The following is a 13,543-nucleotide window of genomic DNA, read 5'->3' on the forward strand; positions in this document are numbered from 1 at the left end:
CTCGTGCGGCTTCCTTCCGCAGCAAATTAAAAAATGACTAATGCAAATAGAGCAGGTACGATATGGCAAAGATGAATCCTGAAGATATCCAGGTAATCCTGGCAACCGACTGCGGCTCTACGACTACGAAGGCAATTCTGATTGAGAAACGTGACGGTGAATTCCGGCTGATTGTCCGCGGTGAGGCTCCCACAACGGTCGAGGCCCCCTTTGAGGATGTTACCAAGGGCGTGCTCAATGCGGTGGGCGAGGTTGAGGAATTATCCAACCGCAAATTACTGGACGAGGAAGGCAGAATTATATCGCCCGCCAAAGGAAATGTGGGCACCGATATTTATATCTCGACATCCTCCGCCGGAGGCGGTCTTCAGATGATGGTGGCAGGAGTGGTTCGTTCCATGACCGCCGAATCGGCCGAGCGTGCCGCGCTGGGCGCGGGAGCGATTGTTATGGATGTCATCGCTTCCAACGATAAACGTCTTCCCCATCAGCAAATAGAACGTATTCGTCACCTCCGCCCCGACATGATTCTTCTATCCGGCGGCATTGACGGTGGCACCACAACCCACGTTGTGGAGATAGCGGAATTGATTTCGGCCGCCGACCCGAAGCCCCGTCTTGGGTCAGGTTATCACCTGCCCGTGATCTATGCGGGTAACAAGGAAGCCGCTAAGGCGGTGGAGGAGACCCTTTCCAAGAAGGTTGATTTGCGCACCGTTGAGAATATTCGTCCGGTACTGGAACGGGAGAATCTCGGCCCGGCCCGCGAGGAAATCCATGAGTTGTTTATGGAGCATGTGATGGCGCAGGCCCCCGGCTACCGAACCCTGATGACTTGGACCGATGCCCCTATCATGCCGACGCCTGGCGCCGTGGGATTGATTATCAAGACCATCGCCGATATGGAGGGAATCGAGGCGGTTGGTGTCGATATCGGCGGCGCCACCACCGACGTTTTCTCGGTCTTTCGGCCAGGAGGCGCCGAGGGTGTTTTTAACCGAACCGTATCGGCCAATCTTGGCATGAGTTATTCTATCTCCAACGTCTTTGCCGAGGCCACCCTGCCGATGGTAATGCGTTGGGTTCCGTTCCATATGGATGAGCGCGATTTGCGCAACCGGGTCAAGAACAAAATGATCCGGCCCACGACCATACCGCAATCGATGGAGGAACTGATCTTCGAGCAGGCTATCGCCAAAGAGGCGCTCCGCCTGGCTTTCATTCAACATAAGAATTTCGCCACCGTGCTCAAAGGCGTACAGCAGCAGAGGACAATCGCCGATGCTTTCGAGCAGACCGCCTCAGGAGCCACGCTGGTTAATATGATGACACTCGATATCCTGGTCGGTTCCGGAGGCGTTCTCTCCCATGCCCCGCGACGACAGCAATCGGCCCTGATGCTGATTGATGCTTTTCTGCCTGAAGGAATCACCCGCCTTGCCGTGGATTCCATCTTCATGATGCCTCAGTTGGGGATCCTTTCCACGATACATAAACAAGCCGCCACCGAAGTATTCAACAAGGACTGTTTGATTCATTTGGGCACATGTGTCGCTCCGGCCGGTGAAGTGAAAAAGCCTGGTCCGGTCATGGAATATAAAATCACTCTTCTTGATGGAAAAGTGGAGGCGGGCACACTCGAATTCGGTCAGATGAAACTCATCCCTCTGGGCGTGGCAGATAACGGTCTGCCGTTTAAAGCCAAAGCGGAGCTGGTACCGCTTCGCGGCCTGGACCTGGGGAAGGGTAAGGGAAATAAGGTCGAAACCGAACTTCCGGGCGGCGTCACCGGGATAATTCTTGACGGACGTGGTCGTCCGTTCGAGCTTCCGACCGACGAAACGATCAGAGTCAATAAATTGAAAGAGTGGATGCTTGAGCTTAATATTTACCCCAAAGATGCTCTGGAGCGGCTGTAAGGCGGGAGAAATATGATAAAATCCGGCGGAATATTTCTGGCAATGATTCTTGCTGCGGTGATGGTCGTCCCATCGGCTTTACCGGGTAATACCTTTGTTGATTGGCGAGGCGGCTTTTATGTCAGCTATCCTGATGACTGGTTTCATGTCCCCTATTCGACGGTAGATATTTTTCTTCAGACGCAGGGGATTGATCCCAACCGATTCGATTTTGACGCTGTGCTGGCTAAGAAGACCGACCAGCCATTTTTCCTGGAGCCTTATGTGTTCATCACCCTCACTGCCGATTGGCAATTAGACGGCAGAGAAATCGACTCGGCCCTGAAATCAATTTCAGCCCAATACGGCAAGGATTATGTCGAAGGCTCCCTAAAAACGGCCGACGTGGTTTTTACTTTCGATCGTCCCGTTTACGACCGGTCGCTCAATGCTGTGGCGGTTGTCAAACCTATTACAACCGATGTGGCAAACAAAATATCGATGGAAATAAGAAAATTCTATGAGAAGGGTTGCGCCGTATTTCTTTGTTATGCTCCAAGCGAAATGTACGAATCGGCCAAACCAATCTTCATAAGTATGCTGAATTCCTTCTCGACCAGAGACCTTGATAAAGTCGCCCCCAAAGAGAGTTTGAAAGTGGTGGATTTATCTCAGAGGAAAGCGTCTTCGGCCGGGCAAATCGAATCGGAATCCGACGGTGATGACGCCGATGGCTCCGGTGGCAACAAGACTATAATCATATCGCTGATTGTGTTGGTTGTCCTCGGCGCCGGGATTCTGAGTATCTGGGCGAATAAAAAGAAAAAAACAGCGGATTCGAAAATAGATTAAGAGGCATTTTATGGGTCATGCATATACGCCCGGTCTGAAAGTGACCGAAAAGATTCTAGTAACCAAGAATCGGATTCTCCCGCTGAAAGGCGAGGTGATCGTTAAAAAGGGCGATCTGGTCAATCCGGATAACGTGGTGGCGCGCACACATCTCCCCGGAACAGTAGAACCGGTTAATGTCGCCAACATTCTCGGGCTTCCTCCGGAAGATATCAGCGAGGCAATGCTCAGGAAGCAGGGCGAGGCGGTTACGGAGGGCGAAGTAATTGCCCGGGCAAAATCATTTTTTGGGTTGTTTAAATCCGAATGCAAAGCCAAAATAAGTGGGACCGTTGAATCAATTTCTCATGTCACCGGTCAGGTCTTGCTGCGGGGGGCTCCTATTCCGGTCGTAGTTAAAGCCTATGTCACCGGCGAAGTGGTTGAAATATTCCCCAATGAAGGGGTGGCTGTATCCACGTGGGGTTCCTTTGTCCAGGGCATCTTTGGAATAGGTGGCGAGACTCACGGCCCCATAAAGGTGGTCGTCCCCGATAACACATTTGTTTTGACCGATCAGGAGATCGGCCCTGAATGCAAGGGTAAGGTAGTGGTCGGCGGCTCCATGGTGACGGCCGAGGCCATCAAGAAGGCGGTCAAAGTGGGCGCGACCGGGATTGTAGTCGGCGGATTTGATGATAAAGACTTGCGCGATTTTCTTGGGTATGACCTGGGAGTTGCTATCACCGGCTCGGAGGAAATCGGCATCACGCTTGTGGTCACCGAGGGTTTCGGCCAGATAAACATGGCCGAGAAGACTTTCGAGCTTTTGAAATTAAAAGAAGGAAAACTGGCTTGCATTAACGGTGCCACGCAGATTCGCGCCGGCGTCATTCGGCCGGAGGTCATAATCCCCAGCGATGGTGATGTCCATGCCAAAACGGAGCATGCCGATTATCGCGAACAAGGGTTGCATACCGGCTCACCGGTCCGCGTTATCCGTCATCCCCATTTCGGAAAGCTCGGTGTCGTCACCGACCTGCCTGCTCCCCTCATGGAATTGGAGTCCGGCTCTCACGCTCGAGTCCTGGAGGTGGAATTTAAGGATGGCGTGAGGGCGATAGTCCCCAGAGCCAATGTGGAGATGCTCGAATCATAAGAAGCATTGCCGGCCGGGACAACTGCTCGAATTGAACCGGGAATTAATTGAGGTCTGCCGCAGGTAGGCCTCTTTTCTTTATTCTCCGCCTTACAGCTGAGAAAATCATATTGATGTTCTATTGCCATTCTGAGACAGAGAGAATTAATCGGGATGAAGCGCCGCCCATTTAATTTGAGCGCCCAGTTTTTGTTGACGAACCGTTTTTATAGCCATAGATTAAGCCAAATATATGATGACTATGGGCGGATAAGAACAATTTAAACCTTCCTTCCGCTCGAGCGTAAAAAGGTACAATATGGAAATTCAATACATTCTATCTCTGGGACTTCTTTCCGGAGGTGTCTGGCAAATAGTGGGACAATCCAGCCTGTTCGGTTCAATTATTCTGATAATTCTCGTCTGCTTCTCGCTGATATCCTGGGCCATCATGTTCAACAAGTGGCGTTTATTCAAGAGAGTTGACCAGCAGAGCAAGCTGTTTCTGAGTTCGTTCCGAAGGTCAAACAAATTCACCGACGTTTTCAGTCAGGCTAACACTTTTAAACTGACCCCCTACTCGGGTCTCTTTCTTGCAGGCTATAATGAAATTCGGGATATCATCAATCGTAATAATGAAACCGGGACCGTCTCGGGAAATTCCCGCCGGCTCCAGAAAGACGAAATCGAAATCGTGGGGATGACTCTGGAGCGCGCCACGGCTGAAGAAGTCGGTCGTCTGGAAAAATATGTTGTTTTCCTTGCCACGACCGCCAACACTTCCCCCTTTCTGGGCCTGTTGGGCACCGTAGTCGGCGTGATGGATGCTTTCTGGTCAATTGGCGAGCGGGGATCGGCTTCTCTGGCGGTGGTCGCACCCGGCATCGCCGAAGCGCTGCTGGCCACTATCGTAGGCCTGGGAGCGGCCATACCGGCCGTGATTGGGTTTAACTGGGCCAATAACAAGCTCAAATATTTCTATGACCAAACCTCCAATTTTTCGCTCGAGCTTCTGACCCGGATCAAGAAGGAGGCGAGTTAATGCGACGCCGTGAATACAGAGCCATGGCGGAGATAAACGTTACCAATCTGGTCGATGTCGTCTTGGTCTTATTGATAATATTCATGATTTCGGCGCCCCTTCTTCAATCAGGGATCGAGGTCGATCTTCCCAAAACCAAAACAGCCGCTCTTGACGACCAAGCGGAAGGGGTAGTTCTTACGATTGACAAGAAAGGCGGTATTTTCATCAACGATGTTTGGACCAAAATTGCCAATTTTGAGACGGCTCTCGATAAGGAACTTAAAAAAGCCAGCCGATCATCAGTTTACTTGCGTGCCGACTCTCTTGTACCATACGGTATCGTTGTTGATGTCATCGGCCGCATGAAGAGCATGGGGATAAAGGAACTGGGACTGATAACCACCAAGGAAGAATCCGAAAAGGCCAAAAAGAAATGAGGCAGGACCTTCTTTTCTCAATACTTCTGCATGTCGTGCTGATAGCCGCCATGGTCATAACCGCCCCATTCAAGCCGCAGTATAAGCCAAATCTTGGCGACATTATCAAAGTCAATCTGGCCTCGCTTCCTCCCTCTTTTTCCCGGGGTGCGGCGAAACCGGCGGTAATTCCCAAAGCGACGACCGCCGAAAAGAAAGCGACTCCTCTCCCCCACAAGGCCAAGGCCGGGCCGGCGGATAAAACCAAACCCACCAAGACGGATAACAAAAAACAGAAACCGGCCCTTGATAGAGGCCTCGAAGATATTCCCGGAACCGATACCGGCGCAAAGGATGTAAGCGAAAATCTCAGCCCCGGATCGATTTTCGGCAGCGCCGCAATCGATAACAGTTCCTTTGACTATCCATACTGGTTTGTCCAGGCCTTCAGTAAGATCGAACGCAACTGGAGTAATCCGGTTTATGCCAACCAGGCTCTGACCTGTATCGTCTATTTTCAGGTGATTCGTTCCGGGCGGATTATTAAGATAGAAATAGAGCAAACCTCAGGGATCGATACTTTCGACCGTGCCTGCGAGCAAGCGATTAAGACATCCGAGCCGTTACCGCCGCTACCCGGCGAATTTGCCGATGAAATCATCGGTATCCACCTCGAATTTCCATACGTGCCTCAATGAAAATGAAAACCATAACAAGATTATTCTTCTTCGGCGTGCTTCTCATATCGACCACCCTTTTTGCCCAGAGCGGGCCGGTGCGCGATATCCGTGGCCGCCTGACCGAAAAGAGCTCCTTTGAGCCGACCAAAATCGGTGTCGAGGAAGTGAGATATGTCGGCATCAATTACATCACTGCCGCCGACTCGCTGATTATGCGGGAATGCGGCGCCATCCTTCGAAAAGACCTTGATTTTTCTCCCTACTTCGAAATTGTCCTGGTTGATAGTTTCTTTATGAAGCATATGGAGCTGCAGGAGATGACCTTACTCGGATGGAAATGGCTCGGTTCCGCCTATGTCGTCAGGCTCGAGGCTGAATTCCCCGGGGATAATGTGCGCCTGCGCTATCGGCTATTTGCAGCCGACTCCGAAAAAGAAATCCATAAGGAAAAATTCGAGACCAACAAAATCTATTACCGGGCCCTGGCGCATGAGATGGCCGATGATATCGTCAAATTCCTAACCGGCGATCAGGGGATATTTCGCTGCAAAATAGCCTATATTAAGCATGTCAGAGGCAATAAGGAACTCTTCATATCCGACTACGACGGTTTTGACGAGCGGCAATTGACCAACAATAAGGCGATCAATATTTCTCCGACCTTTTCCCCTGACGGCGAGTATATCTTTTTTACCAGTTATGTCGATGGGTTTCCCAAAATTTATATGCTTACGACCAGCGACAACAGCATGAATTTGATTGCCGGCTATCCCGGGATAAATGCCGCACCGGCTGTCTCACCCGACGGTAAACAGATTGCCTGCGTTCTCTCCAAGGACGGTAATTCTGAAATATATACGCTTGATAGAAAAGGCAAGATTATCAAACGTTTGACCTATAGCTGGGCCATAGAATCGTCACCCACCTGGTCGCCGGACGGCAAAGAAATAGCTTTTACCTCGGATCGCACCGGTTCCCCTCAAATATACGTTATGGATGCCGAAGGGCTGAATGTCCGACGGCTCACGTTTGAAGGAAAATACAATGATTCCCCCTGCTGGTCGCCCCGCGGTGACAGGATTTCCTATATCAGTCGTGACAGAATATTTAAGATATATTCTGTCGACATTAACGGAAGAGACCTGCGAGTTCTGGCCGAAATTGGAGATAATGAAAACCCTCATTTCTCTCCGGATGGCAATCATATCATATTTTCTTCCACCCGCTGGGGGCAGTCGGATCTGTATATGATGGATTTATTCGGCCGCAAACAGCAAAGAATAACGACTGACGGGGGGTATTCCAACCCGGTCTGGTCGCCATTGCGAAAATAGAACGGGCCTGACCGCCAAGCCCGAATCGAAGTAAAAAAATATCGATTTTTTCTTGTTTATTGTTGACCATCCGCGTAAAAACATTTAAAATACAGTCAAATCTAAGAGTAATATATGAATCGATTCAAGGAGGATCTAATGAAGAAATTATTCCTGCTGGTACTCGCCCTGACAACTCTGATGTTATTTTTCGGATGCGGCTCGAAGCCGAAACCGGTTGAGGAGACCAAGCCCGTTATAACCGAGCCGACCCCTCCCAAAGAGGAACCGAAGCCGGAGCCAAAACCGGAGCCGGTTATCAAGAAGATCACCGAGTCTGATTTTAAGGCCGTGTACTTCGACTTCGACAAATATAATCTGGTTGATTCGGCTAAAGCCGCTCTCGACTTCAACGCTCAGGTTCTCAAAGACAATCCGAGCGTGATAGTCCGGATCGAGGGTAACTGTGACGAGCGAGGTACCGTGGAGTATAACATTTCTCTCGGCGAAAAAAGAGCCAATTCGGCCAAACAATTTCTGATGGGCCTGGGTATTCCGGAATCACAGATGCAGACTATCAGTTTCGGCAAAGAAAAACCGGTTGCCCTGGGTCATGATGAAGCCTCATGGGCCAAGAATCGGCGTGACGATTTTAAAATAATATCGCAGTGATCCTTCGGCGATGGACACGCGCAGAACAATAATCGGACCGGCCGCCATATTTTTTATGACGGCCCTGTTTCTCTTGGCCGGCTGTGCCATGAAGCGGGATATAGTCCAGCTTGAGACGAAGGTGGACACTATCCGCACCGACCAGCAGCAGACCAGAGATGTTGTGATGCGTCTGGATTCGCTGCTTAGTTCCGAATCGGATGCTTCTCTGAAACTGCGGGCGGAAATTCGGAGCACGATCGGCGATATGATCGAGCAATTCCGGGGCATGCAGGCCTCCGTCAGCGATCTCCAGGATAAAGTCAATATGCTCTCGCAGAATCATTCCTCCCGTCCGGTAATTTCCTCCAATCTTCCGGGAGCAAATGCCGGCGACAGCGCGACGGGACGCACCGCTCCGGCGGTCGATTGCCAGGCGCTGTATGATGATTCCTTTATCAATCTTCGACGCGGCCAGTATGAAGATGCCATTAAAGGATTCGGCGATTACCTGAAATACTGTGGGACACAAGAGGGGGCGGCCAATGCTCGATTCTGGATTGGCGAGTCGTATTACTCGATGGAGAAATACAAAGAGGCGATTGCCGAATTCGAGACCTTGCTGCGTGATTACTCCAAATCCGAAAAGCGACCGGGCGCTCTCTATAAGATAGCCCGTTCCTATGAGGAGTTGGGACAGAAGAAAGAAGCCAAAGCCAAATTTAAGACGCTGGTTGACGACTATCCCGGCACCCTTGAGGCCTCTCAGGCCAAGGAGAAACTAAAAGAGCTGAAATAATCTTTATGCCGATAAAGGCCCTCAAAATAAAGGTCTCAACCCCGACCGGACCAATACCCTCTGGCCGGGGTTTTTATCAGCTGGAAGAAGAAGCTCTCTATCTTCCCCTTCATTATCCGGTGGCAGATGAAAGATTCTTTTCATACCTGGAATCAGAGACCCTTTCATTACAGGTGGATGGCCAGGGACGCCTTATCCTGGCCGAGATTACGATCCCGCGGAGACGCTGGACGGTGCGTGAGAATCTGGTTGTGCCGGAAAAGGCCGAGCCGGTCGATATCCGATTTCTGGATTTCCGGGAATCATTTCCGGCTCCAGCCATTCTCTCCGACCGGACCCGGCAAAATATTCTGATTCGATTTTCACGCGGCCCGGCCGTTCATAACTACTTTCTGGCACAGAACCTTATTGCGCAGGCAGATGCCGACAGCCGCCTGGCCGCCATCTGGGTTTCTGATATAATCGATGACATGGCCGGGCGTGAAATAGCCGCCTGGCGAAAGGCAGTCTCTACCGGAACACCGCCTGCCATCCCCCCTCGCTAGTTTTTCTCTCAAGATGTGACCGGGATGTGATACCGTTTCCCAGGATTTTTCCGTTATTGTACACGGAGAAGTTATGGGACCATATTTATATATCGATGTTGATGCCTTTTTTGCCTCCGTGGAGCAATCAATCAATCCTGCCCTGGCGGGGATACCGGTCATGGTGGGGGGGCTGGCGCACGAGCGGGGGGTGGTATCATGCCCCAGCTATGAGGCACGGGTGCTGGGAGTCAGGACAGGGATGTCGCTTCATGATGCCGCCCGGCTCGTCCCTCATGGCGTCTTTCTCCTCGGTGATTTCCACTGCTATCAGTACTTCTCAGACAGGTTTTATGATATTCTTGGGAAATACACGCCTCAATTAGATCGCATCTCGCAGGACGAGGCCTGTCTGGCGCTGGGGGGAATAGTGGCAAAAGATGATGCCACAGAGAGACTGGCGCGACAGCTTCAGAAGGAAATATGGCAGGCGCTTTCCCTTTCGACTTCCGTTGGTGTCGGCCCCAGCCGGGTGGCCGCCAAAATTGCCTCAGAATATAAAAAACCAATGGGGCTGACAATCCTCACCGGGGAGAATTTGGGCGGATTCTTCTCCCAACTCCCCATCGGCAAAATCCCCGGAGTTGGCCCGCGCAGAGAGAAGATATTACATGAAATGGGCATCCGGACCGCCGGTCAGTTGGCCGCCGTGCCGGAAAACTATCTTCAGACCATTTTTGGATTGAATGGCCTCAAAATCGCCGCCTATAGCCGCGGTGAAGATGGCTTGCCCCTGCGTGATCATAAGGTCATCCGTTCGATCAGTCGGGAGACCGGTTTCGCCGAGGATATTACCGACCAGACGGTGCTGCTGTCGCATCTTTACTACCTTTTGGAGCGGGCCGCCGCACGCCTGCGGGCTCTCGGCAAACATGCCGCCGGATTGAAAATCAAACTCTGTTATGCCGACTTCGAACGAGTCGAAGGAGCAACAAGGATTGCGCCGGCTTCCGACAACGAAAGCGACATCTTTCCTCTGGTCGAGATGATGTTTCGTCGCCTTTTCACCCGGCGGCTCGGAATCCGGCTGGTCGGGGTGTCTCTGGCCAATCTGAAAAATTACATCGACAATGAGACTTTTCTGGATGATCGCATCGAGAAGCAGAAGCGGCTGCGGCGGGGTCTTGATACCGCGCGGCGTAAGGCCGGCTTTTTTGCCCTGACCACCGGGCGGACACTTTCCCTCTCGGAGCGATATAAGCGAGGTGACACCGGCTATGAACTTCGTACTCCCGGTCTGTCGCAGTAGTTTTTCGCTGCTCTATGGCACCTCTTCGCCCGAGGCATTGTTGCGTGCAGCCGCCGGCTACGGCTATCCCGGCCTGGTTCTGGCAGACCGAAATAACCTCTACGGCTGTTATGATTTCTATTATCAGGCTCTGGAAAATAATCAGAAAGCCATAATCGGCGCGGAGCTTACGACGGCCATTGGCGAATTTTTCCTGATATGTGAAAACCATGACGGATTCAAGAATCTTTCGCGCCTTATTACCAGCTATCAACTGGAGGGAAAGCCCTCCGTCGAGACCATTAGCAGTTACAGCCGGAACCTGTTTTGTGTAACCGGCAGGATTCCCTCCCTGGAACTTCTCAGGGAGATATTCGGCGACCGGCTATATCTTTCGATTGGCTACGACAAACCCTCGCAATCCTATCGTCTGGCCGGCGAGAGTGGCATAAAACCGGTGGCCTTTCCCGCCGTGACTTTCCTGCGGAGAGAGGAATATGCCGTGCACCGCCTCTTGCGGGCGATTGATGGCGGCCATCTCCTGGACAACCTTCCCGAGCATACGGTCGCGCACCTGGAAGAATATCTCAGGGAGCCATCCTTCTACAATGATTTCTATGCTTCCTTTCCTGAAGCGGTAAAGAATAACCTCGCGATCGCCGAGGCCTGTCACCTGACCTTCCCCCGGAAACGAAACATTCTGCCGGATATTATCATTGATGGCGACCACTTTGAAAAATTGCGAAACGATGCTCTCTCCGGCATGAAACAACGATTGCCGCATCTTTCGGGGCAATATTTCTCCCGGCTGGAGTACGAACTGTCGGTGATTCAGCGCACCGGTTTTGTTGATTATTTTCTGATTGTCGGGGAAATTATTGGCTATTGCCGTTCACATGATATTCCCGTCGTGGGGCGCGGGTCGGCCGCCGGGTCGCTGGTCTCTTATGGTCTGGGGATAACCCAGGTTGATCCCCTGCGCGAGGGGCTCTATTTCGAAAGATTTCTCAACGAGGCCCGTTCCGATTGCCCCGATATTGATCTCGATATCGACTGGCGCCGCCGTGATGATGTCCTTGATTTCATCTATAAGCGATATGGCGCCGAACATGTGGCCATGATGGCTACATACACTCATTTTCAGTCGCGGCTGGCCGTCCGCGAGACGGCCAAGGCGCTCGGTTTTGCCCCCGAGGAAATCGACCGCTTTCTCAAGCGCCTCCCGCACACCTCGCTGGAGCAGTTGGAGAAAGAAGCCGCCTCTCTGCCATCGGCCACCAAACTCAAACTTGACCGGGAGCGCTTCCGGCCCGCCCTTATGGCGGCCCGGTCAATCTCCGGGCTGCCGCGCCACCTGGGAATCCACCCTGGCGGAATTGTCATCACGCCCGAACCCCTGACCGATTATATCCCGCTGGAACGAGCCACCAAGGGGATTGTGGTCACCCAGTGCGATATGTATCAGGCGGAAAAAATCGGGCTGGTGAAGATTGATATCCTGGGACAGCGTGGCCTGGCGGTGATCGCCGATTGCCATGAAGCTGTGAAGAAAATCAAAGGAGATAATTTTAAGATTCCCGAAAATGATCCCGATACTTATGATATTCTCCGCAAGGGAAAAACAATTGGAGTCTTCCAGATTGAATCGCCCGGACTGCGGGCCCTTCTGAGAGACCTGCAACCGAGAGAATTAAATGATATCACGCTTGCCCTGGCGCTGATTCGCCCCGGGGTGTCGGAATCAGGAATGAAGAGAATTTTCCTAAACCGCTTCCATGGTAAAGAGAAAACCTCTTATCCGCACGAAAACCTGGAGCCCGTGCTGAAGGAAACCTTTGGCGTATTTATCTATCAGGAGCAGGTGATTCTGGCCGCGCAGAAAATCGCGGGATTCAATCTTCCCGCCTCCGACCTGCTGCGACGCGCCATCACGAAAAAGCGGCATCAAAAGGAACACGCGAAGTTGCAGAGTCGCTTTCTCGAGGGGGCCCGCCGGATGGGGATTGACCGTGCCGTGGCGCTGAGCATTTTCGGCCAGTTGGCTCAATTTGCCTCTTTTGGTTTCTGTAAAGCCCACGCCGCCACCTACGGCAATCTGGCCTATCAATCCGCCTATTTCAAAACGCATTATCCCGACATTTTCATGACCGCCGTTCTGCGTAACGGCGGCGGATATTATCCCTCTTCGGTCTATGTGGCCGAGGCCCGTCGCCTCGGCATCAGGGTTGTCCCTCCCGATATAAATCATTCGGAAAATATCGACTCATTGCAAGGCGGCCGAATCTATCTTGGAATCGGGCGGGTCAGAGAGATAACCGGATCGGCCCTGGAACAGATCAGAATCGGAAAACCATTCGCTTCCCTGAGCGATTTCCTCTCCCGCGTGGAGATATCCGGGCAGGAGATGGAGAATTTAATAAAAGTCGGATTCTTTGATTCACTGGAGACCTCGCGGGCCAGACTCCTCTGGGAGTACCGCCTGTGGGGAAAAGGACGGACGATTGGAAAGGACGATCTTTTCAAAGGCAGGTCGCCGATACCCAAAATGCGCACTCTCGCCCTTTCCCCCTGCGCCCCATTTGATATTTTCCGCGCCGAAAGGGAGATTCTGGAGCTTTCGGCCTCTTTCCATCCTTTAACCCTATTCAATGATTACCGGGAATTCAATCTGCAGGAGGTTATCGACCGAAGAAGGAATCTCTCTTTGACCCTCTCCGGCTGGCTGGCCGACCGGAAACGAATCAAAACCAAAGACGGCCGTTCGATGGTCTTTCTGACTTTTGATTCCCTGCACGATACTTTTGAGGTGATTCTTTTTCCGCAGGCCTATGATAAGTACAGCGAGACGATTCGCTCTTATCGCTACCTGACCGTGGAGGGAAAACTCTCCTTCGATGACGGTAATCCGGCCATTATCGCGGAAAGGATTACTCCGGCGCCAACCGGGCTAAAGGAAGCTCGCCATATTTAAGAGTTGACAT

12 protein-coding genes are annotated in these 13,543 nt (G+C 51.8%); all 12 read left to right on the top strand.

Annotation, left to right across the window (positions count from 1 at the left end; translation table 11 throughout):
• Positions 1–62 precede the first annotated feature (62 nt).
• The 12 genes from NT002_06375 to NT002_06430 all read left to right on the top strand — a co-directional run bounded on the left by NT002_06375 (position 63) and on the right by NT002_06430 (position 13,533).
• Entirely contained in the window at positions 63–1,919 is a 1,857-nt protein-coding gene (locus NT002_06375; GenBank protein MCX6828894.1) for a glutamate mutase L, read from the top strand.
• Between the two features lie 12 nt (positions 1,920–1,931).
• Positions 1,932–2,750, top strand: a complete 819-nt coding sequence (locus NT002_06380) for a hypothetical protein (protein MCX6828895.1) — start codon at positions 1,932–1,934, stop codon at positions 2,748–2,750.
• A 10-nt stretch (positions 2,751–2,760) separates the two neighbouring features.
• Positions 2,761–3,888, top strand: a complete 1,128-nt coding sequence (locus NT002_06385) for a hypothetical protein (GenBank protein MCX6828896.1) — start codon at positions 2,761–2,763, stop codon at positions 3,886–3,888.
• Between the two features lie 298 nt (positions 3,889–4,186).
• On the top strand, positions 4,187–4,909 hold the full coding sequence (locus NT002_06390) for a MotA/TolQ/ExbB proton channel family protein (protein ID MCX6828897.1): 723 nt from the start codon (positions 4,187–4,189) through the stop codon (positions 4,907–4,909).
• Complete coding sequence (locus NT002_06395) at positions 4,909–5,328, top strand: biopolymer transporter ExbD (GenBank protein MCX6828898.1); 420 nt, start codon at positions 4,909–4,911, stop codon at positions 5,326–5,328. The genes NT002_06390 and NT002_06395 overlap by 1 nt, the downstream gene beginning before the upstream one ends.
• Positions 5,325–6,005, top strand: coding sequence for a TonB C-terminal domain-containing protein (locus tag NT002_06400; GenBank protein ID MCX6828899.1), 681 nt, complete (start codon positions 5,325–5,327; stop codon positions 6,003–6,005). Before NT002_06395 ends, NT002_06400 begins: the two co-directional genes overlap by 4 nt.
• A gap of 2 nt (positions 6,006–6,007) precedes the next feature.
• Positions 6,008–7,321: a Tol-Pal system beta propeller repeat protein TolB gene (tolB, locus tag NT002_06405; protein MCX6828900.1), complete on the top strand. Its 1,314-nt coding sequence runs from the start codon at positions 6,008–6,010 to the stop codon at positions 7,319–7,321.
• Positions 7,322–7,459: 138 nt separating this feature from the next.
• A complete protein-coding gene (gene pal / locus NT002_06410) occupies positions 7,460–7,972 on the top strand; it encodes a peptidoglycan-associated lipoprotein Pal (GenBank protein MCX6828901.1) in 513 nt (170 codons plus the stop codon).
• A gap of 10 nt (positions 7,973–7,982) precedes the next feature.
• Positions 7,983–8,750 carry a tol-pal system protein YbgF gene (ybgF, locus tag NT002_06415; GenBank protein MCX6828902.1) on the top strand — a complete coding sequence of 256 codons (768 nt, stop codon included), beginning with the start codon at positions 7,983–7,985 and terminating at the stop codon, positions 8,748–8,750.
• 5 nt (positions 8,751–8,755) lie between these two features.
• Positions 8,756–9,295, top strand: coding sequence for a hypothetical protein (locus tag NT002_06420; protein ID MCX6828903.1), 540 nt, complete (start codon positions 8,756–8,758; stop codon positions 9,293–9,295).
• Positions 9,296–9,368: 73 nt separating this feature from the next.
• Positions 9,369–10,583, top strand: coding sequence for a DNA polymerase IV (gene dinB / locus NT002_06425; GenBank protein ID MCX6828904.1), 1,215 nt, complete (start codon positions 9,369–9,371; stop codon positions 10,581–10,583).
• Positions 10,552–13,533 carry a DNA polymerase III subunit alpha gene (locus NT002_06430; GenBank protein MCX6828905.1) on the top strand — a complete coding sequence of 994 codons (2,982 nt, stop codon included), beginning with the start codon at positions 10,552–10,554 and terminating at the stop codon, positions 13,531–13,533. Before dinB ends, NT002_06430 begins: the two co-directional genes overlap by 32 nt.
• Positions 13,534–13,543: the final 10 nt, after the last annotated feature.

The sequence above is a fragment of the Candidatus Zixiibacteriota bacterium genome (assembly GCA_026397505.1).
Lineage (GTDB): Bacteria > Zixibacteria > MSB-5A5 > GN15 > PGXB01 > JAPLUR01.

Excerpts from the sequence above, each read along its gene's own strand:
- NT002_06400 (MCX6828899.1), top strand. The coding sequence starts at position 5,325 with ATGAGGCAGGACCTTCTTTTCTCAATACTTCTGCATGTCGTGCTGATA.
- NT002_06380 (MCX6828895.1), top strand. The coding sequence starts at position 1,932 with ATGATAAAATCCGGCGGAATATTTCTGGCAATGATTCTTGCTGCGGTG.
- NT002_06395 (MCX6828898.1), top strand. The coding sequence starts at position 4,909 with ATGCGACGCCGTGAATACAGAGCCATGGCGGAGATAAACGTTACCAAT.
- NT002_06420 (MCX6828903.1), top strand. The coding sequence starts at position 8,756 with ATGCCGATAAAGGCCCTCAAAATAAAGGTCTCAACCCCGACCGGACCA.
- NT002_06390 (MCX6828897.1), top strand. The coding sequence starts at position 4,187 with ATGGAAATTCAATACATTCTATCTCTGGGACTTCTTTCCGGAGGTGTC.
- dinB (MCX6828904.1), top strand. The coding sequence starts at position 9,369 with ATGGGACCATATTTATATATCGATGTTGATGCCTTTTTTGCCTCCGTG.
- tolB (MCX6828900.1), top strand. The coding sequence starts at position 6,008 with ATGAAAACCATAACAAGATTATTCTTCTTCGGCGTGCTTCTCATATCG.
- ybgF (MCX6828902.1), top strand. The coding sequence starts at position 7,983 with ATGGACACGCGCAGAACAATAATCGGACCGGCCGCCATATTTTTTATG.
- NT002_06430 (MCX6828905.1), top strand. The coding sequence starts at position 10,552 with ATGAACTTCGTACTCCCGGTCTGTCGCAGTAGTTTTTCGCTGCTCTAT.
- NT002_06385 (MCX6828896.1), top strand. The coding sequence starts at position 2,761 with ATGGGTCATGCATATACGCCCGGTCTGAAAGTGACCGAAAAGATTCTA.
- NT002_06375 (MCX6828894.1), top strand. The coding sequence starts at position 63 with ATGGCAAAGATGAATCCTGAAGATATCCAGGTAATCCTGGCAACCGAC.
- pal (MCX6828901.1), top strand. The coding sequence starts at position 7,460 with ATGAAGAAATTATTCCTGCTGGTACTCGCCCTGACAACTCTGATGTTA.